Genomic DNA, 19,411 nt, shown 5'->3' with positions numbered 1-19,411 from the left:
GTTCTCAGGCGCAGCGTCTTCTGCATTGCTGACCGGACGGACGCACCGCCGTACAGGGGAGGCCGTTCGAATCACCGGTGTCTCGCGTCCCCGTGACCCCGTCGGCTCGGTGGCCCGTGGCAGCGCAGGCACCCACTGTTGAACAGGTACGAATACCCGGCAGCGTTGAGCGAGCGGCTTTCCCGGTTCCGGTGGTGCTGATCCGTGCGGAACCAGTTCACCGTCTGATCGGGGCCGACGGGCAACGGACGACCGGACGTTTGGGCGGACGTTTCGGCAGTTGCCAGGACACGAGATCGCTACCGTAGGGACGATCCACAACAGCGGTGCGGACTCGGGGGAAGCGATGGCTGAGTTGGTGCGGTTACGGCAGGCAGCCGGATACACGCAGGAATCCTTCGTTACCGCATTCGCCAAGGAAGCCTCACGCCTCGCTGTCGACGCCTCCCTGAGTGTGCGCCAGTTACGACGTTGGGAGCGGGAAACACCGCCGCCCCTGCCTCACCCGAGTCAGCAGACCGTACTGGAGGCACTGTTCGGTGTGCCGCTGAACGAGATGGGGTTCGAGGTCCCCCGACACCGACTGACGGTTTCGGCTCCGATCAGCGACCCTGAGAAGGTGAAACGCAGAACGTTCGTTGCCGATGTCGGGACACTCGCCGCCACAGCCCTTGTGCCGGCCCGCCCGGGCCCACGCATCGGGGCCTCCGACATCGCTCGACTTCGGGCCGAGCTCGACGGTCTCTATCGGACGGACCACATGCTGGGGAGCGTCCCGGCCACGGCGCAGGCGCTTCGCATCGAAAGGTCCATCACGCACGCCCTCGAATCCGCGTCCTACACGAGCCGCACCGGTCGCGAGTTGCACACCATGCTCGCCGAGATGCACGGACACAGGGCCTGGTACGGATATGACGGCGGACGAATCGATCAGGGCCGAGCCTTCTGCATGGAGGCCATGGGAGCAGCCCAACTCATCGATGACCCCATGCTTCAGATCTCCGCACTGGAGACCCTTGTGCTTCTCGCCGTCAAGGCCGGCCGGGCGTGGGAGGCGGCGAGCGCCGTGGAACAGGCTCATCGCCTGGCCACACACGCGGGTGCGGGATCCACCGTGCATCTGGTGATCGCGTTGCGGGACGCCAACGTTGCGACACATGCCCGGGATTTTCCGGGTGCCCGCCGCGCTCTGAGTCGGGCCATCAGCCATCAAGGACGTGGCGACACGGACACCTATGTGCCGAAATGGGCGCGGTTCGCCGGGCCGTACGAGATCGACTACGCGACGGCAGACATGTACGTGCACGCGGGACAGCCCAAGCGCGCATTGCCCTTTCTGCGCGCCGCTGTGCGCAGCATCGATGCCGACCTCGCCCGTAACAGCGCCTCCTACCGCCTGAAACTCGCATGTGTCCTCCTCGAAGCGCGGGAGATCGATGAGGCATGCGCGGAGATGAACGCAGTACTGGACGCCGCCGACGGGATCGCCTCCCCGCGTTTGATGGCAAGAATGCGGGAATTCCAGCGGGCCGTTGCGCCGATCGACACCGGTGTTGCGCGCGCATGCGATGAGCGTCTCCGCGCGACTGTACGAGGGAGCACTGCATGACAGGCCAGGAGGGCATCACACTGGAGCGCATGGACGGGGGCGGCGCCATGGAGGCGGTCGACGCGTTCAAGAGTGTCTACGCAGAGGCGTTCGCGGAGCCGCCGTACGAGGAAACGGCCGAGGAGGTGGCGGCTGCCTTTCGGCGCTTTCCTTCCCAAGCCCGCAACGAGGCCTTCCGCGCCACGCTGGCGCGCACCGGTGACGGTGAGCCCGTCGGCATGGCCTACGGGTATCCGCTCGGGCCGAACACCGGCTGGTGGCAAGGGCTAATCCAGCCTGTGTCCGAGGACATGCGCCGGGAGGACGGGCACCGCACCTTCGGCCTCATGGAGTTGGCCGTTCGCGTCCCATGGCGTAGGCAGGGGGTGGCTCGGCGCCTGCACGACGTGCTGCTCGACAGTACGGGCGCCGAGCGGGTACTGCTGAACGTGCACCCGGACAGCACTGCGGCTGTGGCCGCGTATCGCGCCTGGGGGTACGAGAAGGTCGGCGAGACCCGGCCCTGGAACGGCGCGGATGTTCACGACGTGATGTTGCTGGCTCTCCGTTGAGCATGGAGGTCTTCGCCCGCCGGGTCGCGGCCGGCGGTACGGCCCTGAGGGTGCTCGGTCTTACTCGCCGCCCGCGGGTCACCGCGCCTGGTCGGGCTCCCGCCACATCTGCCACAGGATCGGGCCGCCGTCCGGCAGGCGCAGTTCGGCGCGGACCGTGAAGCCGAAGTGCTCGTAGAAGGGCAGGTTGGACGGCTTGGAGGATTCGAGGTAGGCGGGCAGGCCCGCCGCGTCGGCCTTGGCCAGGCCGGAGCGGAGCAGGGCGGCTCCGTGGCCCTGGCCGCGGGCGGCCGGGTCGGCGCCGATGACCGCCAGGTACCAGTGCGGTTCCTGCGGGGTGTGCCGGGCCGCCGCTTCGACGGCCGCCCCGAAGACGGGGGCCCGGTCGCCGAGGATGTTCTGGAGTTCCTGGATGGTCCCGGCGTCGGGGACGGCCTTGGCCTGAGCCTCTGGCGGCACCCAGAAGGCGGCCGCGGCCTCCGTGCGCTCACACACGGCGTTGTGGAGGTACTGCCGGGTGAAGAGGGTGGTGAAGTAGCGGCCCAGCGACGCCTCGCGCGAGGCGTCGGCGGTGAAGAACCAGCGCATCATCGGGTCGTCGTCGAAGGCGCGGGCCAGGGTGCGGCTGATCAGGGAGGCGTCCTCGATCGTTGCCGGCTGCGGAGTGCTCGTTATCGGCATACGGGTCATTCTGTACCGAGCGGGATGCCCGCCGACGGGCGGGGCGGGTGCGTCGGGTGGGGCGCAGGGGTCGTCGTCACCGGGAGGCGAGGTCGGTAACCGGGGGGGGCCGGACGGGTGCGTTGGCCAGGGCGCGGCGTCCGGGTGGGCGGTCGTGCGTTCGGTCACCAGCAGCGTGCGTGCAGGAACCAGCGCCAGTCGGAGCATTCCGCCGGGGCGACCGGCATCTCGGCGGGCGTGGCCGCCTTCACCCGCTCCGGCGTCCAGTACGCGCGGATCTCCTCGGGTGTCATCGTCCGGCGCTGCACGCCCGCTTCGGCGGAGGGGCCCGGGTCCGGCACGGTGGCCCACACGGCCGCGAAGGAGATCCCGATCGATCCGACCGACGCCGCGAGCACGAGCCATCCGCGGGGCGTCAGGGTGGACCTGCGTCGGCCGTGACGGGCGGCGTTCATCGGGGCTCCTCGAGGGTCTCGTGTTCCGGCGCGGCGGCGTGGGCTCGCGTGGGCCACAAGTATGCGCGGGGTCGGTGGAGTTGAGGCGTGGGTGGGGCCGGGGCCCGGCTCCGCCGCGAAGGTTTCCCACGAAGGCTTCACCGGGCCGCCGCAACCGGAGCCCCGGGCGAGGCGTCCGGTCGGGGTGAGTCCCCCGCGGCCGACGGGCTCGGCCGCGGAACCCGCTCGACGAACCCGGCGGAGGACGTCGGAAGCAGGCGGGTGAGGAGACCGTCGACGATCAGAACCGAGGAAAGGTGAACACCGTGCCGACCACTCCCCTGGATCCCACCGAGCAGGCCGAGACCTGCGCCGAGATCGGCGACATACTCACCGCCGGGCTGCCCGAGGGGTGGGCAAGGGCGACACTGCGCTGGTCGGATCTGGTCTCCAGCGGCTCGATGGCGTCCCTGGCGGTCGTGGACGCGGACGGCGCCTGCCTCACCGCCGCCGGCATCCCGAAGGGCATCGACGACCTGTGCCGGCGGCTGCGCGCGGGCATGTACCACGAGGACCTCGGCACCTGGTTCACACTGGCGTACACGCTGGTCCCGGACCGCTACTCGGTCGACTACGACTACGACGGCGAGCCGGACGCCGTCTCCTTCACGCCCGAGCACTACGCCCAGGACCTGCAGTACTTCCCGCGCGCCGAGGAGCACGTCCCCAACTGGCTGCGGCGGAAACTGGACGGCCTCCCCAACGTCTACGGCGGCGTGTACCTGGACGTCGACGCCCGCGAGGGCACGTCCACGCCGTCGCTCGGCGAGGTCGCCGAGACCCTGGCCGCGGCCGGCTGGGACTCCCGGCCCGACGACCGCTTCCGCGGAGAGCTCGCCTTCTCCACCGACTGGGCCCGGCTCAGCACCCTGTCCGACCCGCAGCTGATCCGCTTCGCCGGGCAGGTGGAACCGCAGCGGTGGGAGGAACTGCACACGCTGCTCAACGGGTTCGGGTGGAACGTCGGCATGTCGTGCTACGAGCCGCGCGGCGGAGACCTCGTACGGGAGTTCCCGCCGCCCCGTGACACCGGCCGCTGAACCGGACGCCGCCGCGCCACGGTGTCGCGCTACGGCACCGCGCCGGTGATGCGGGCCACCGCCTCGCGGGTCAGCTCACGGTCGGGCGGGGCGTCGTCGAGCGCACGGTGCAGGGTCAGGCCCTCGATCAGGGCGTCGAGCTGGCGGGCCGTGCGCGCGGAGAAGTGCTGCTCCAAAAGTTCACGGCTGCGGCGCATCCACGTCCGGCACAGGACACGGTACGGCTCGTGGCGGGCGGCCAGCGTGTAGAGCTCCTGGGTGAGGACCAGGTCGCGGCCGGGGCCCTCGGAGAGCGTGTGGATGAGGTCGGTGACCGCTTCCCGGGCCTCGTCCGCAGTGGAGGCTTCGCCGAGGTGCTGCTCGAAGAGGGCCACGAAGTGGTCGGCGTGGCCGGTGAACGCCTCGCGCAGCAGGTCGTCGATGCCGCTGAAGTGGTACGTCATCGAGCCCAGGGGCACCTGCGCCCGCGCGGCGATCTTGCGGTGGGAGACGCCGGCCACGCCCTCCTCCACGATGAGGTCGAGCGTGGCGGCGAGGATGCGTGCGCGGCGGTGCGGGTCGGTGTGTCCGGTGGCCATGGCGGTTTCCGGGATCAGAGCGTACGGACCGGGCGGGCCGGGTTGCCGACGGCCACGACGTTCGCGGGAACGTCCTTGGTGACGACCGCGCCGGCACCGATGACGGAGTTGTCGCCGATGGTCACCCCGGGGCACACGATGGCGCCGCCGCCGAGCCACACGTTGTCGCCGATGGTGATCGGCAGGGCGGCCTCCAGCTTGTCGCGGCGCGGCCCCGGCTCCACCGGGTGGGTGGGCGTGAGGAGTTGGACGTTCGGGCCGATCTGGCAGTCCTCGCCGATGGTGATGCGTGCGACGTCCAGCGCGGTCAGGTGGTAGTTGACGAAGGTACGGGCGCCGATGCTGATGTTGCTGCCGTAGTCGACGTACAGGGGCGGGCGGACGTCGATGTCCTCACCGGCCGAGGCGAGCAGCTCGGTGAGGATCGACCGGGCCTCGTCGGGGTCCTCGAGGTACGCGGCCTGGTAGCGGGCCGTCAGCTGCATGGCGTGCCGCAGCCGGCGGGCGATCTCCGGATCGTCGGCGATGTAGAGATCACCGGCGAGCATGCGTTCGAGGTTGGTGCGCGGGTCGTCCGCGAAGTAGTCCGTCGCCATGCGTACGATCGTACGCTCGGGGCGGGCCGGTGTGCAGTGCGGCGCGAGGCGGCGGGCTCAGTCCAGGTCGCCGCGCTCGATGCAGAATTCGTTCCCTTCCGGGTCGGCCAGGGTGACCCAGCCGCCGCCGTCGGGGCGGGTGTGGTCGGCGAGTCGGCGGGCGCCGAGGGCGAGGGCGCGGGCCACCTCCTCCGCGCGGGTGCGGCCCCTGGGCCGCAGGTCGAAGTGGAGGCGGTTCTTGGCGGTCTTGCCCTCCTCCACCCGGACGAACAGCAGGCCCGGGCCGCCCGCCGGGTCCTCGATCAGGGCCTCCGGGTCGCCCGGCTTGTCGTCGTCGGCGAGCGGGTTGCCGAGCATCTCGCTCCAGAACAGGGCGAGGTCGTAGGGGTCGCCGGTGCAGTCGAAGGTGACGTGGCGGATGACGGGGTGGTGGTTCAACTGCCCTCCCGGGGCGAGGTCCAGGTGTCGGCCGCCGGTCGTCGGGGCCGGGTGCCGGCCGACGACCGGCGGGGCCGGGCGGTCGGCTGCCCGGTCGTCGGGGCCGGAGGTCCGGCCGCCGACGGTCGGGGTCGACCTGGCAGCTTGCCGTGTCGGGAGGGTGCGGGGCGAATGGATTTCCGGGGACCCGGGCGGCGGACCGGCCGAGCGGTCCGGCGGTCGGGTCCCCGGGTGGTCACTCCGCCGTGGTCAGTTCCGCCCGGCCGAACAGGAGGGCGTAGCCCGCGGGGAGTTGGGCCAGGATCCTGGTCACCAGGGCGTCGCCCACCAGGTCGGGCAGCACGCTCAGGACCGAGCTGACGTCCCAGCGGGCCGTGGCCGGCGTCGCGCCCTCGATGCGGGGCGCCACGGAGTCGACGAACTCCGCCGCCGTCAGCCTGCGGGTCGCCGGGATCTGCGACGCGACCACTCTCGCCGCCTCCTCGGGCAAGGCGCGGGCCAGGTCGACCCGTTCGTCGCCGACGACGTGGCCGCCGAGGGCGGAGAGGACGATCCGGGTGACGCTCTCCGCCTCCGCCCTGGTCCGGTACTGGCCGGACTCCCGTACCGCGTCGACGAGTCGGTGCCAGCCGTCGTCGCGGACGCGGTGGTCGCGGGCCGGGACCGGTGCCGGGATCACCGCGTCCGCGCCCGGGGACGCGGGCGTGCGCGAGGCGGCCGGCGCACTCGGCGTGCTCGGCGTGCTCGGCGTGCTCGGGGTGCTCGGCACGGTCCGTGCGGGGTGCGCGGGCTGTGCGGTCCGTGCGGGCTGTGCGATCGGCGTGGTCAGCGTGCTCATGAGCGGCTCCTCTCCTTCTCCGGGGCTTGTCCGGGCTGCGCCGGGCTCCTCCGGGCATCGCCGGGCTTCTCCGGGCTTCGCCGGGGCGCGAGGGCGCGTCCCGCGGGGGCCGGGGGGAGGAACGGCCGGTGTCCGCGGGACGCGTCGCGTGGGTGCTGTGGGCTGGTCGCGCCGTCAGCCGCTGATCTGCCTGGGCCTGTCGCCGCCGGTGATCTGGATACGGCGCGGCTTGGCCTGTTCGGCCACCGGAATGCGCAGGGTCAGGACGCCGGCGTCGTAGGACGCGTCGATGCGTTCGGTGTCCAGGGTCTCGCCGAGGAAGAGCTGACGGGTGAAGGCGCCGGTGGGACGTTCGGCGACCACCAGCTCGGCGTCCTCGGGGGCCGGGGAGCGGCGCTCGGCGCGCACGTTGAGGACGTTGCGCTCGACGTCCAGCTCGATGGTCTCCGGGTCGATGCCGGGGAGGTCGAAGTGGACGATGAAGTCGTCGCCTGCCCGGTAGGCGTCCATCGGCATCATCGAAGGACGGGCGGTGGAGCCGAAGACCTGCTGCGCGAGTCGGTCGAATTCGCGGAACGGGTCGGTACGCATGAGCATCACAGTCCACTCCTCTCTTCGGGTGTCATCTGTGCGATGCCCTCACTTCCGTCTTCTTATATAGCTCGGAGGAGGAAACTTGACAAGCGCGGACTCAACTCGGGTCGGCCTTCGGCTTCACGCCCCCGCGAGGGGCGGTCCCGGACCGGGGGTTAGCCTCGGGAACCAGTGAGAGGACGCCCTCTCGGGCGTCGTGGTGGAAGGCAGGCAGACATGGCGAAGGTTCCCAGTTCGGTGGTGGCCGCAAGCGGCCTCGTCGGGGGGTACGGCGTGGCCCGCTGGACCCGCAAGCGGCAGCTGGGCGGCGTCGTCCTCGCCGCCGCCGGGGCCACCGCCGCACGGCAGTGGCGGGAGCGGGCGGGAGGTGCGGCGGCCGGAGCGCTGTCGGTGGCGTACGTCGCCGCCTTCGCCGGGTCGCACCCGCTGGCCAAGAAGGTGGGAGCCTGGCCCGCCGTGTTCGGCGCGGCCGGGGCCGTGGCCCTGGCGTCGTGGGCGGTCGCCGACCGGCGCGGGTGAACTGCGTACCGCCCGACCGGGCATGGGTGACCTGCGGCGGGTCACCGACCGGCTGGGGTGAATGCGGCATCCGACCGGGGGTGGGCGAGCCGCGGCGGGCCGCCGACCGGCGCGGCTGAACTGCGGCCGTCCGACCGGCGAGCATGAGCCGCGGCGGGTCGCCGACCGGAGCGGGTGAACTGCGTACCGTCCGACCGGGCGTGGGTGACCTGCGGCGGGTCGCCGACCGGCGCGGCTGAACTGCGGCCGTCCGACCGGGCGTGGGTGACCTGCGGCGGATCGCCGACCGGCGCCGGTGAGTCGGCCCCGCCGGGCCGAACCCGCGCCGGCGCCCGGCCGGTCACGCCGTCCCTCTCACAACGCCGCCGCCCGCGCAACGCCGCCGCCCGCGCTACGCCGGCGCCCCCGGTCCCGCTTCCGGCCCGGCGGCGGCGCCCGTGCGGGCCGGGTCGGCCGTCGTCGGCCGGGGCGGGACGGCGGTGAGGGGCTGGGCGATGTCCTCCAGGGACCGGCGTTCCGCCTTCACCGCGAGGAACGCGGCCACCAGGCCCGCCGCGCACATCAGCCCGGCGCCGACCTGGAAGGCGAGGACGGTGTCGCCGACTTCGCCGGTGCCGGTGAGGTCGGCGAACAGCAGGGGGCCGCTGATGCCGCCGGCGGCGGTGCCGAGGGCGTAGAAGAAGGCGATGGACATCGCGCGGGTCTCCATGGGGAAGACCTCGGAGACCGTCAGGTAGGCGCTGGAGGCGCCCGCCGAGGCGAAGAACAGCACCGCGCACCAGCAGGCCGTGAGCGTCGCCGCGCTCAGCGAGCCCCGGTCGAACAGCCAGGCCGTGCCGAACAGCAGCAGACCGGAGAGCAGATACGTGCCGGAGATCATCACGCGGCGGCCGACCGTGTCGAAGAGCGCGCCGAGCAGCAGCGGGCCGAGGAAGTTGCCCAGCGCGATGACGGCGAAGTAGTAGCCGGTGCTGCCGGACGGGACGTCGAAGAACGTCGTCAGGATGGCGCCGAAGCCGAAGGTGATGGCGTTGTACAGGAACGCCTGGCCGATGAAGAGGGAGAAGCCGAGTACGGACCGCCTGCGGTACCTGGCGAAGACGGTGCGGGCGATCTCCGTGAACGTCACGCTCTTGCGCTGACGGATCGTCAGTTCGCCCCGGGCGTGCGGCAGCGGCTCGCCCTTCTCGGCCTCGACGCGCCGTTCGATGCCGCCGACGATGCGTTCGGCCTCCTCGTGGCGGCCGTGGATCAGCAGCCAGCGCGGGCTCTCCGGGACGTGCCGCCGCACGAGGAGGATGACCAGGGCGAGCACGGCGCCGAGGGCGAAGGTCAGCCGCCAGCCGACGTCCGCCGGGAACAGGTCCGTGTCCAGCGCGACGATCGACAGCAGGGAGCCGCCGACCGCGCCCAGCCAGAAGCTGCCGTTGATGATCAGGTCGACGCGGCCCCGGTACTTCGCCGGGATCAGCTCGTCGATCGCGGAGTTGATGGCCGCGTACTCGCCGCCGATGCCGAAGCCGGTGAGGAAGCGGAACAGCAGGAACCACCAGGTGTCGAAGGCGATCGCGGTGAGGGCGGTCGCACCGAGGTACACCGCCAGGGTGATCATGAAGAGTTTTTTCCGCCCCCAGATGTCCGTCAGGCGGCCCCAGAACAGGGCGCCGGCGCAGGCGCCGGCCACGTAGAGGGCGGCGGCGATGCCGGTGACCTGGCCGGAGGTGATGGGCAGTCCGCTGCCGGGCTCGGACAGCCGGGCGGCGATGTTGCCGACGACCGTGACTTCCAGGCCGTCGAGGATCCACACGGTCCCGAGGCCGATCACGACGCTCCAGTGCCAGCGGGACCACGGCAGGCGGTCCAGGCGGGCGGGAATGCCGGTGGTGACGGTACGGCCGGTCTCGGACTGCGCGGTGGTCATGGGCACCCTCCCAGGTGAGGCGAACCCACGCCGAGTGCCCCGCCGTCGGGGCGTTACGCCCCCAGCGCCCGCGACAGCGTGTAGATCAGCAGGCCGGCCAGCGAGCCGACGACGGTGCCGTTGATGCGGATGAACTGCAGGTCGCGGCCGATGTTGGCCTCGATCTTCTTCGTGGTGTGCTCGGCGTCCCAGCTCGCCACCGTGTCCGTGATCAGCGAGGTGATCTCCTTGCGGTAGGTGGTGACGACGTACACCGCGGCGCCCTCCACCCAGCCGTCCACCTTGCCCTGCACCTTGGGGTCGGCCGCCATGCGCGCGCCCAGCGACAGCAGCGACGCCCGCACGCGCAGCCGCAGTTCGCTGCGCTCGTCCTCCGCCGCGGAGACGATCATGGATCGTACGGCGGTCCAGGCGGAGGCGATCAGGTCCTGCACCTCGTCGCGGCCGAGGATGTCGCCCTTGAGGCGTTCGATCCGGGCGCGGGTGTCGGTGTCGGACTGGAGGTCGGAGGCGAAGTCGGTGAGGAACCGGTCGAGGGCGCCGCGCGCGGGGTGGGCGGGCATGTCGCGCATCTCGGTGACGAAGCGCAGCAGTTCCCGGTAGACGCGCTCGCCGACCTTGCGGTCCACGAACCTCGGGGTCCAGCCCGGCGCTCCGCCCTGCACGGCGTCCATCACGGAGTCGCCGTGCAGCACCAGCCAGTCGTGGGCGCGGGTGACGATCAGGTCGACGGCGCGCTTGTGACCGCCGTCGGCGACGATCTTCTCCAGCATCTTGCCCATGCCGGGCGCGATCTCCTGGGCGTCGGCGCGGCGGGTGATGGCCTCGCCGACCACCGCCTGGACGTCGGAGTCGCGCAGCACGGTCAGCGCGCCGCGCAGGGCCGCCGACAGCTCGGCGGTGACCCGGTCGGCGTGTTCGGGCACGGCGAGCCAGGCGCCGAGCCGGCTGCCGATGCCGACGGCGCGCAGCCGCAGCCGTACGACGTCCTCGGAGAGGAAGTTCTCACCGACGAACTCGCCGAGGGAGACGCCGAGCTGGTCCTTCTTGGTGGGGATGATCGCGGTGTGCGGGATGGGCAGGCCGAGGGGACGGCGGAAGAGGGCGGTGACGGCGAACCAGTCGGCGAGCGCGCCGACCATGCCGGCTTCGGCCGCCGCGGCGACATAGCCCGCCCAGGGGCCGGCGCCCTGGTGGGAGGCCCACTTGGTGAGGACGTAGACGACGGCGACGAACAGCAGCAGTCCGGTGGCGGTGAGCTTCATCCGGCGCACACCGCGCCGCTTCTCCTCGTCCGCGGGACTGAAGGTGGTCATCGCACGGTTCGAGAAGGCGCCGGTGTGGGCATGCTGCCCTTCGGCGTCCCGGTCTCCGGTTTCTGCCACTTTCGTCCGTTCCATCCGCTCCACCCGTTCGGTGATCCCTCACACATTGTCCCTTCCTGACCGACTACTGGAACGGGACAGGAGTTCCCGGCGTCTGTCCGGGAGGGGAAATGTCCGGGGGACGTCCGGGGGATCACCCAGGGGTTCGGGGGTTCCCGGGGGTTCGGGGGCCACGGCCATCCGGGCAGCCCACGGCGTCACCCGGGGAGCCCACGGCGTCACCCGGCAGGTCCCGGGGGCCGCCGGTCTCCCCACCCCCATGACACCTTCCCCACCCCCATGACACATCATGGGGTCGTCGGATCGGAGCCTCGGGCTCCCGTCTCCCGAGGAGAACAGAACAGCATGACCCGGGGTCGTGACGGGGACACGTCGGTGCCGCCCGCCAGGCAGCGCGCCCTGCTCGCCGCGATCGTCGCCGCGATCGTGGCGGTTTCCGCAACCATCTACGTCGGTGTGGCGGCCGACGACGGTACGACGCACCGCGACACCCTCGCCGGCGGCCACGGCGAGCGGAACGGTCCGGCCGCGCCCGCGTCCACCGGCACCTGGGTCTCCTCCTGGGCCACCGCCCCGGTCGGCGGCGAGCCCGGCACGGAGCTGACGGGGCTCGCCGGCCGCTCGGTGCGCAACGTCGTCCACACCAGCGCCGGCGGCACCGGCGCCCGCGTCACGCTGTCCAACCTCTACGGCCAGTCCCCGCTGACGGTCACCCACGCCTCGATCGCCGTCTCCGCCGCACCGGGCACGGCGGAGGCGCTCGCCGAGACCGTGCGCCGGCTCACCTTCACGGGCAGTCCGACGGTCGTCGTCCCGGCCGGCGGGCAGGTGACGAGCGACGTCGTGCGCCTCGCCGTCCCGCACGACGGGGACGTCCTGGTCACCACGTACTCCCCGACCGCCTCCGGCCCGGTCACCTACCACCCGCACGCGCGCCAGATCTCGTACGTCGCCGACGGCGAGCACACGCGGGACGCGAGCGGGGCGGCGTACACCGAGCGGAGCACCTTCTGGCGGTACGTGACCGCGCTGGACGTGCTGAGCAACGAGGCCGACGGCACGGTCGTCGTCCTCGGCGACTCGCTGACCGACGGGATCACCTCCACCGTCGGCGCCAACAACCGCTGGCCGGACGTGCTGTCCGACCGGCTGCGCGCGGCGCTCGCGGCCGGGCGGGACGTACGCCGCTACAGCGTCGTCAACGAGGGCATCAGCGGCAACCAGATCCTCGCCGACGGCCTCGGCCGGCCCGCCGAGAACCCCAGCGGGCTGAACCGTTTCGGCCGGGACGTCCTCGGCCGCACCAACGTCAAGGTCGTCGTCGTGGTCCTCGGCATCAACGACATCCTGCGCCATCCCGGCACCGCCGACCCCGACCGCATCCTGGCGGGCCTGAACACCCTGGTCGAACGGGCGCACGCGCGCGGGCTGAAGGTCGTCGGCGCGACCCTGATGCCGTTCGGCGGCCACCGCGGCTACACCGACGCGCGCGAGGCCGTACGGCAGCGGATCAACGAGGAGATCCGCGCGGGGCGCGTCTTCGACGCCGTCGCCGACTTCGACAAGGCGCTGCGCGACCCGTACGACCCGCGCCGCTTCCGCCCGGACTACGACTCCGGCGACCACCTCCACCCCAGCGACAAGGGCTACACGAGGATGGCGGAGGCCTTCGACCTGGACAGCCTCGAAGGCGGAGCCCCGGCCGAGCTGTAACCCACCCCTGTCGCCCCGGGCGGCCCCGGCTGCGCCCGGCGCGGGCCCCGCGACCACCGCGCTCCCGCCCTTACGGCTCCGGGACGGCCCGCCCCCACAGCGGAGCCCCCGCTTTCCGGGCCCTGCGGCCCGGGAGTTTCGGGCCCCACAGTGGAGCCCCCGCTTCCGGGCCGTGCGGCCCGGAAGTCCCGGCTTGCGCTCAGCGGTCGCCGTCCCGGCCGCGCTCCCCGCTCTCCTCGCGGCGGCCGCGGCGGTCGTGCAGGTGCAGGCCCAGCGGGTCGTGCAGGTTGTGGCGGGAGCCCTCCAGCTCCCGGCGGCGGCTCTCCTTGCGCTCCAGCTTCTGGCGGCGGCGCTCCTCGCGCAGCCGCTGCTTCTCCGAGCGCGGCAGCTTGCGCTGGACGCCCACGCCGCCCCAGAAGGCCAGGCCCGTGACGATCACGCGCGGGCCGCCGGGCTCACCCGGCACACCGTCCTCGCGGTGGTCGAAGCCGCCCATGATGCCGACACCGCGCACCACCACCTCGACGCCGGGCGGCACGATGATCTCCACCCCGCCCATGATCGCGACGGCGTTGATGACGATCTCCCGGTCCGCGAAGTACGCCTCCCGCAGGTCGATCTCGCCGCCGCCCCAGAAGGCGAAGCAGTTGAAGCGCCGCGGCGCCGTCCACTGCCCCTTGCGCTGGAAGCCCGACATCACGGCCACGCCCCACGAGGACGTCCCCGAGTCGCCGCCGACGATCCGGCCCGCCCAGTCGCCGCCCGGCGCCGGCTCCTTGGTCAGCGACACCGCCGGCGCCACCGCCGCGCCCCGGTCCGGCAGATCCCGGGTGATCGGCGCCAGGTCCCCGTACGTCCGTGCCGCGTACGTCGCGTCCAGCCGCTCCTCGAACTCCTCCATGTCGAGGCGGCCCTCCGCGAGGGCGTCCCGGAGGATCTCGGCGACCCGTTCACGGTCGGCGTCGGAGGCGCGGAGGTCCGGCACGGCTGCGTCGTCGGTCATACCCAGCAGCCTACGAGTTGTCCTCGCCGCACGGCTACGAGAGCCGCCGCCACCACCGCGGCACGACCCGATTCCCGCCCTACGGAACCGGACGCCCCACTTCCTTGCCGTGGCTGTCGCCGTGCAGCATCTTCGCGATCACCGCCTCGATGTCCGGCTCCCGCACCGACAGGTCCACCAGCGGGTACTCCGCCGCGATCCGCGCCACCAGCCCCGCCGCCGACTCCGACGCCGGGAACGCCAGCCACTGCCGCGGCCCCTCCACCCGCACCACCCGGGCCGGCGGCGGCGCGTCGATCGGCGGCAGCTCCCGCGCCAGGTCCACCACCAGCGTCCGTTCGCTCTCCCCCGACTCGTGCAGTCCCGCGAGCGCACCGTCGTACACCAGCCGGCCGTGGTCGATGACCATCACCCGCGAACACAACTGCTCGATGTCCTGCAGGTCGTGCGTGGTCAGCAGCACCGTCGTGGCGCGCTCGGCGTTCAACTGCCGCAGGAACTCCCGCACCTTCGCCTTGGAGACGACGTCCAGCCCGATCGTCGGCTCGTCGAGGTACAGCACCTCCGGGTCGTGCAGCAGCGCCGCCACGATGTCCCCGCGCATCCGCTGCCCCAGCGACAGCTGGCGCACCGGCACGTCCAGCAGACTGCCCAGCTCCAGGAGTTCGACCAGCCGGTCCAGGTTCTCGCGGTACCGCGCGTCCGGGATGCGGTACATGCGGTGCATCAGCCGGTAGGAGTCGATCAGCGGCAGGTCCCACCACAGCGTCGTACGCTGCCCGAACACCACCCCGATCCGGTGCGCCAGCCGCGTCCGCTCACGGGACGGCTCGATCCCGGCCACCCGCAGCCGGCCGGCGCTCGGCGTGAGGATCCCGGTCAGCATCTTGATCGTCGTCGACTTGCCGGCACCGTTCGGGCCGATGTAGCCGACCATCTCACCGCGCGCCACCGCGAACGAGATCGAGTCGACGGCCCGCACCCGGTGCCGCTCCCGCCGCATGAACCCGGTCTTCCGGCGCACCTCGAAGACCTTCTCCACACCGTCCAGTTCAATGAAGGGATCCACCGCACCCACGCGTCCATTCGTGTCCACCGCCCGCTAACTCCCCGTGCTCCGGTACGCCCTGAGCGCCGCCCGCCACGCCAGCCCCGCCGGCACACAGCACGCGACCGCCACCAGCGGCGACGCGAACGACACCCACGGCGGCAGACCGACCGGGTACGGCCGCCCCAGCAGATGGCAGACCGGCACCCAGTTGACGAAGGCGAGCGGCACCAGGAACGTCGCACCGCGCACCAGGTCCTTGCCGAACACGCTCGGCGGATACTGCAACAGCGTCGTCCCGCCGTACGTGAACGCGTTCTGCACCTCCGCGGCGTCCTGCGCGAAGATCTGGAACGCCGCGCCCGCCACGAACACCGCCGAGAAGATCGCCGCACCACTGACCACCATCACCGGCACCAGCAGCACCTTCGGCACGCTCCAGTCGACGTCCACCGACACCAGCGCCCAGCCCAGCACCACCGCACCCTGCACGATCCGGCCCAGCCGGCGCGGCGCGAACCGGTCCGCGCCGACCTGTGCGAGCACCGGCGCGGGACGCACCAGCAGCGTGTCGAACGAACCGTCCCGCATCCGCGCACCCAGCACGTCCATCGAGCCCAGCACCAGATCGGCGATCCCGAACGACGTCACGGACAGCCCGTACAGCAGCGCCACCTCCGGCAGCGACCAGCCGCCCAACGAGTCGACCTGCGAGAACATCAGCAGGATCGCCACGAAGTCCAGGCCCGTCATCACCAGGTTGCCGACCAGCGTCGCGGCGAACGACGCACGGTAGGTCATACCGGCCCGCAGCCACATCCCCGCGATCAGCCCGTACGCCCGCACCCCCTCGACGAGCACACCGCGCTCACCCACCCTGCACCACCACCCGACGCGTCGCCGCCGACTGCACCAGCCGCCCCAGCCCGAGCAGCACCACCGCCCACCCCGCCTGGAACGCGAACGCCCCCGGCACGGCGGTCTCCCCCATCAGCACATCCGCCGGCACCTGGATCTGCGCCGCCCACGGCAGCCACCGCACGACGTCACCGAACGCGCCGGGAAAGGCGTTCAGCGGCAGCACCATGCCCGAGCAGAACACCCCCAGGATCATCAGGACCTGACTGACACCCATGCCGTCCATCAGCCAGAACACGCTCAGGGCCGCCAGATAGCGGATCGCGAAACTCACCACCGCCGCCAGCAGCAGCGTCACCGCGAACGCCGCCCACAGGCCCGCCTCCCCGGGCAAGGCCATCGGGAAGAACAACCAGCCCACCAGGAACGGCACCACGCCCCGCCCCACCATCTGGAACAGCGCCCGCCCCACGTCACCCGCCAGCCACCACAGCTGCAGATCGGCCGGCCGGTACAGGTCCACGGCGATCTCACCGGTGCGGATACGGTCCATCAGGTCCTTCTCCGCGCCCCCGCCCTGAATGGCCAGCGTCGCGTACAGGCACTGCCCCAGCCACACGTACGTGACCGCCTGCGCCTGGTCGTAACCGCCGAGCCCCGGCCTCTCCTCCCACAGCGCCAGATACGTGTACACCAGGATCAACCCGAACACGGTGTTGGTGAACACCCCGGCCGCGGTGGCCGCCCGGTACGACGCGTACCGCCGGAAACCCCCCACCGCGACGGCCAGGTACAACCGCGCCGAGCCCACGCCCGCACCCTCCTCCGCCGAAGGCACCGAAGCGCAGGAGCCTAGTGCGCGCGACCGGCCGACGGCCACGCATTTTCACCCCGCCGGGCCACGCCGCGCCCGCCCGTCGCGCCGACTGCCCCGCATCTCCGACGCCACCGCCGTACCCGAGCGCCTCACCGAGCCCGCGCAGGAGGAGAAGCCGGACGGGTGCGCGAGGCGCGCCGCCGCCGGGGAAACGGGCCACCGGATGCGACAGTCTTCACAGTCTTCCTGAAGCGGAACACACACGGCGTACAGGGCCCAACCACACGAACGAGGCGGAACAGGAGTCCGTGCACCATGAGCGACGAGCCGCAGCGGCAGCAGCCCGGCCAGGGCTGGGCACCGAGACGGCCCCCGACGGCCGACGCCTCCCGCGGCACGGCGGGAGGCACACCCCGGCGCACCGGACGGCGCCGCCTGCTCCCCACCTGGCGGACCGCGCTCGGCGGCCTCCTCATCGCCGCCCTGCTCGTCGTCGGCGGCTTCTTCCTCGGTTACCACCTCGTGCAGATCCCCGCCGCCAACGCCCTCGCCACCCAGCAGTCCAACGTCTACCTCTACGCCGACGGCTCCGTCATCGCCCGCGACGGCGAGGTCAACCGCGAGAACGTCACCCTCGACCGGATCTCCCTGGCCGCCCGGCACGCCGTCCTGGCCGCCGAGGACCGCGACTTCTACACCGAGTCCGCCATCGACCCGCAGGCCATGCTCCGCGCCGCCTGGAACACCGCCACCGGCAAGGGCAAGCAGTCCGGCTCCACCATCACCCAGCAGTACGTGAAGAACTACTACCTCCGCCAGGAGCAGACCGTCACCCGCAAGGTGAAGGAGTTCTTCATCTCCATCAAGCTCGACCGCGAGCAGAGCAAGGACCAGATCCTCGAGGGCTACCTCAACACCAGCTTCTTCGGCCGCGGCGCCTACGGCATCCAGGCCGCCGCCCACGCCTACTACGGCATCGACGCCGCCGAACTCGACGCCGGCCGCGCCGCCTACCTCGCCGCCCTCGTCAACGCCCCCAGCAAGTACGACGTCATCACCCACCCGGAGAACCGCGACGCCGTCGAACGCCGCTGGAACTACGTCCTGGACGGCATGGTCGACGAGGGCTGGCTCGACGCCGGCGAACGCGCCGCCCTCACCTTCCCGACGCCCCGGCGGACGACCCTGCCCACCGGCCTGTCCGGCCAGCGCGGCTACATCGTCAACATCGTCAAGAACCACCTGGTCCAGCACGGCATCGTGGACGAGGCCGCCCTCGACGCCGGCGGCTACCGCATCACCACCACCCTGCACAAGGACAAGCAGGACGCCTTCGTCGACGCCGTCAACGACAACCTCATGGACCGGCTCGACCGCGAGAACCGCAAGGTCGACACCTACGTCCGCGCCGGCGGCGCCTCCGTCGACCCGAAGACCGGCAAGGTCGTCGCCATGTACAACGGCATCGACTACGTCAAGCAGTACACCCCCAACGCCCCCCGCCGGGACTTCCAGGTCGGCTCCTCCTTCAAACCGTTCGTGTTCACCGCGGCCGTCGAGCACGACTCCCGCACCCAGGACGGCCGCCGCATCACCCCGAACACCGTCTACGACGGCACCAGCGAACGCCCCGTCCAGGGCTGGGGCGGCCGCTACGCCCCCGAGAACGAGGACCACCGCGACTACGGCGACATCACCGTGCGCGAGGCCACCGACAAGTCCGTCAACGCCGTGTACGCGCAGATGGCCGTCGACGTCGGCCCCGACCGGGTCCGGCAGACCGCCGTCGACCTCGGCCTGTCCGAGGACACCCCCAGCCTGGACGACGCCGGCCCGTCCATCGCCCTCGGCGTGGCCACCGCCAGCGTCCTCGACATGGCGGAGGCGTACGCCACCCTCGCCAACCACGGCAGGCACGCCGCTTACACCATGATCGAGAAGGTCACCAGGGGCACCGAGACAATCGCCCTGCCCGAGCGCCGCACCCGCCAGGCCGTCAGCCGCCAGGCCGCCGACACCACCACCGCCGTCCTGCGCGGCGTCGTGGAGAACGGCACCGCCACCGCCGCCCAGAGCGCCGGCCGCCCCGCCGCCGGGAAGACCGGCACCGCCGAGGAGGACACCGCCGCCTGGTTCGCCGGCTACACCCCCGACCTCGCCACCGTCGTCGCCGTCATGGGCCAGGACCCGGTCACCGCCGGCCACAAGTCGCTCTACGGCGCCATGGGCCTGCCCCGCATCAACGGCGGCGGCGCCCCTGCGGAGATCTGGGGCCAGTACACCCGCGAGGCCCTGCGCGGGCAGCCCGCCCGCTCCTTCGACCTGCGCCTCCAGCCCGGCGCCTGGCAGACCCAGCCGCCCTCCGACGCCCCCTCCTCCTCGTCCTCCTCGTCCTCCTCCGACGACCCCGGCGACGAGGACGGCACCGCACCGGACGACGAGGACACCGGCGGCCGCACCCCCGACGGCACCGGCACCCGCACGGACAGCGGCCGCACCGGGGACGGCGACGGGGACGAGGGCCGAACGGGCGACGACGGCGGCACGGACGGCACCGGCGGCACGAGCGGCGAAGGCAACGGCGACGGGACGACCGACGACACCACCGGCCGCGGCAACGGCCAGGGCGGAGGCCGCGGCGACGGCGACGACGCCAACGGGGACGACGCACGCGGCCGGAACGGCCTGACCGACGCGCTCACCCCGCACCACCGCAGGGACCGATGAC

Annotated in this window: 19 protein-coding genes; 6 read left to right on the top strand and 13 right to left on the bottom strand. The window is 72.2% G+C overall.

Going from position 1 to position 19,411, the window contains the following annotated elements:
• Nucleotides 1-346 precede the first annotated feature (346 nt).
• Nucleotides 347-1,609 (top strand): hypothetical protein, encoded by a 1,263-nt coding sequence (locus FGW31_RS21685; protein WP_142195130.1) that lies wholly within the window; start codon nucleotides 347-349, stop codon nucleotides 1,607-1,609.
• Nucleotides 1,606-2,160: a GNAT family N-acetyltransferase gene (locus tag FGW31_RS21680; RefSeq protein WP_142195129.1), complete on the top strand. Its 555-nt coding sequence runs from the start codon at nucleotides 1,606-1,608 to the stop codon at nucleotides 2,158-2,160. The genes FGW31_RS21685 and FGW31_RS21680 overlap by 4 nt, the downstream gene beginning before the upstream one ends.
• Nucleotides 2,161-2,238: 78 nt before the next feature.
• Here FGW31_RS21680 and FGW31_RS21675 read toward each other — a convergent pair whose 3' ends face one another.
• A complete protein-coding gene (locus tag FGW31_RS21675) occupies nucleotides 2,239-2,841 on the bottom strand; it encodes a GNAT family N-acetyltransferase (protein WP_142195128.1) in 603 nt (200 codons plus the stop codon).
• A 164-nt stretch (nucleotides 2,842-3,005) separates the two neighbouring features.
• Nucleotides 3,006-3,296: a hypothetical protein gene (locus tag FGW31_RS21670; RefSeq protein ID WP_142195127.1), complete on the bottom strand. Its 291-nt coding sequence runs from the start codon at nucleotides 3,294-3,296 to the stop codon at nucleotides 3,006-3,008.
• Nucleotides 3,297-3,601: 305 nt separating this feature from the next.
• Between FGW31_RS21670 and FGW31_RS21665 the strand changes: the two genes are divergently transcribed.
• The gene (locus FGW31_RS21665) at nucleotides 3,602-4,375 is read left to right on the top strand and encodes a hypothetical protein (RefSeq protein ID WP_142195126.1); all 774 of its coding nucleotides are present in this window, start codon (nucleotides 3,602-3,604) and stop codon (nucleotides 4,373-4,375) included.
• 29 nt (nucleotides 4,376-4,404) lie between these two features.
• On the opposite strand, the gene FGW31_RS21660 is transcribed toward FGW31_RS21665, so the two are convergent.
• From FGW31_RS21660 to FGW31_RS21640, 5 genes are all read right to left on the bottom strand, one after another.
• Nucleotides 4,405-4,953, bottom strand: coding sequence for a TetR/AcrR family transcriptional regulator (locus FGW31_RS21660; RefSeq protein WP_142195125.1), 549 nt, complete (start codon nucleotides 4,951-4,953; stop codon nucleotides 4,405-4,407).
• A 14-nt stretch (nucleotides 4,954-4,967) separates the two neighbouring features.
• A complete protein-coding gene (locus FGW31_RS21655; RefSeq protein WP_142195124.1) occupies nucleotides 4,968-5,549 on the bottom strand; it encodes a sugar O-acetyltransferase in 582 nt (193 codons plus the stop codon).
• Nucleotides 5,550-5,606: 57 nt separating this feature from the next.
• Nucleotides 5,607-5,987, bottom strand: coding sequence for a VOC family protein (locus FGW31_RS21650; protein ID WP_142195123.1), 381 nt, complete (start codon nucleotides 5,985-5,987; stop codon nucleotides 5,607-5,609).
• A gap of 235 nt (nucleotides 5,988-6,222) precedes the next feature.
• A complete protein-coding gene (locus FGW31_RS21645; protein ID WP_142195179.1) occupies nucleotides 6,223-6,666 on the bottom strand; it encodes a DUF2267 domain-containing protein in 444 nt (147 codons plus the stop codon).
• Between the two features lie 333 nt (nucleotides 6,667-6,999).
• Nucleotides 7,000-7,422, bottom strand: coding sequence for an Hsp20/alpha crystallin family protein (locus FGW31_RS21640; RefSeq protein ID WP_182674762.1), 423 nt, complete (start codon nucleotides 7,420-7,422; stop codon nucleotides 7,000-7,002).
• A gap of 213 nt (nucleotides 7,423-7,635) precedes the next feature.
• On the opposite strand from FGW31_RS21640, the gene FGW31_RS21635 reads away from it, so the two are divergent.
• Nucleotides 7,636-7,938 (top strand): hypothetical protein, encoded by a 303-nt coding sequence (locus FGW31_RS21635; protein ID WP_142195121.1) that lies wholly within the window; start codon nucleotides 7,636-7,638, stop codon nucleotides 7,936-7,938.
• 391 nt (nucleotides 7,939-8,329) lie between these two features.
• Here FGW31_RS21635 and FGW31_RS21630 read toward each other — a convergent pair whose 3' ends face one another.
• A complete protein-coding gene (locus FGW31_RS21630) occupies nucleotides 8,330-9,859 on the bottom strand; it encodes an MFS transporter (RefSeq protein ID WP_142195120.1) in 1,530 nt (509 codons plus the stop codon).
• A gap of 53 nt (nucleotides 9,860-9,912) precedes the next feature.
• Nucleotides 9,913-11,259 (bottom strand): DUF445 domain-containing protein, encoded by a 1,347-nt coding sequence (locus FGW31_RS21625; RefSeq protein WP_142195119.1) that lies wholly within the window; start codon nucleotides 11,257-11,259, stop codon nucleotides 9,913-9,915.
• 330 nt (nucleotides 11,260-11,589) lie between these two features.
• Between FGW31_RS21625 and FGW31_RS21620 the strand changes: the two genes are divergently transcribed.
• A complete protein-coding gene (locus tag FGW31_RS21620) occupies nucleotides 11,590-12,957 on the top strand; it encodes an SGNH/GDSL hydrolase family protein (protein WP_142195118.1) in 1,368 nt (455 codons plus the stop codon).
• 199 nt (nucleotides 12,958-13,156) lie between these two features.
• Here FGW31_RS21620 and FGW31_RS21615 read toward each other — a convergent pair whose 3' ends face one another.
• The 4 genes from FGW31_RS21615 to FGW31_RS21600 form a co-directional block, all read right to left on the bottom strand.
• Entirely contained in the window at nucleotides 13,157-13,960 is an 804-nt protein-coding gene (locus FGW31_RS21615; protein WP_142195117.1) for a DUF1707 SHOCT-like domain-containing protein, read from the bottom strand.
• 79 nt (nucleotides 13,961-14,039) lie between these two features.
• Nucleotides 14,040-15,029 (bottom strand): ABC transporter ATP-binding protein, encoded by a 990-nt coding sequence (locus tag FGW31_RS21610; protein WP_142195116.1) that lies wholly within the window; start codon nucleotides 15,027-15,029, stop codon nucleotides 14,040-14,042.
• Between the two features lie 33 nt (nucleotides 15,030-15,062).
• Nucleotides 15,063-15,884, bottom strand: a complete 822-nt coding sequence (locus FGW31_RS21605) for an ABC transporter permease (RefSeq protein ID WP_142195115.1) — start codon at nucleotides 15,882-15,884, stop codon at nucleotides 15,063-15,065.
• Complete coding sequence (locus FGW31_RS21600) at nucleotides 15,877-16,677, bottom strand: ABC transporter permease (protein WP_142195114.1); 801 nt, start codon at nucleotides 16,675-16,677, stop codon at nucleotides 15,877-15,879. The genes FGW31_RS21605 and FGW31_RS21600 overlap by 8 nt, the downstream gene beginning before the upstream one ends.
• A gap of 321 nt (nucleotides 16,678-16,998) precedes the next feature.
• On the opposite strand from FGW31_RS21600, the gene FGW31_RS21595 reads away from it, so the two are divergent.
• On the top strand, nucleotides 16,999-19,410 hold the full coding sequence (locus FGW31_RS21595; protein ID WP_142195113.1) for a transglycosylase domain-containing protein: 2,412 nt from the start codon (nucleotides 16,999-17,001) through the stop codon (nucleotides 19,408-19,410).
• Nucleotide 19,411 lies beyond the last annotated feature (1 nt).

It is taken from the genome of Streptomyces calvus (genome assembly GCF_006782915.1).
GTDB classification, from domain to species: Bacteria; Actinomycetota; Actinomycetes; order Streptomycetales; family Streptomycetaceae; genus Streptomyces; species Streptomyces calvus.
The sequence above is the reverse complement of the archived record's forward strand: the minus strand, read 5'-3'. Positions and strand labels throughout refer to the sequence as shown.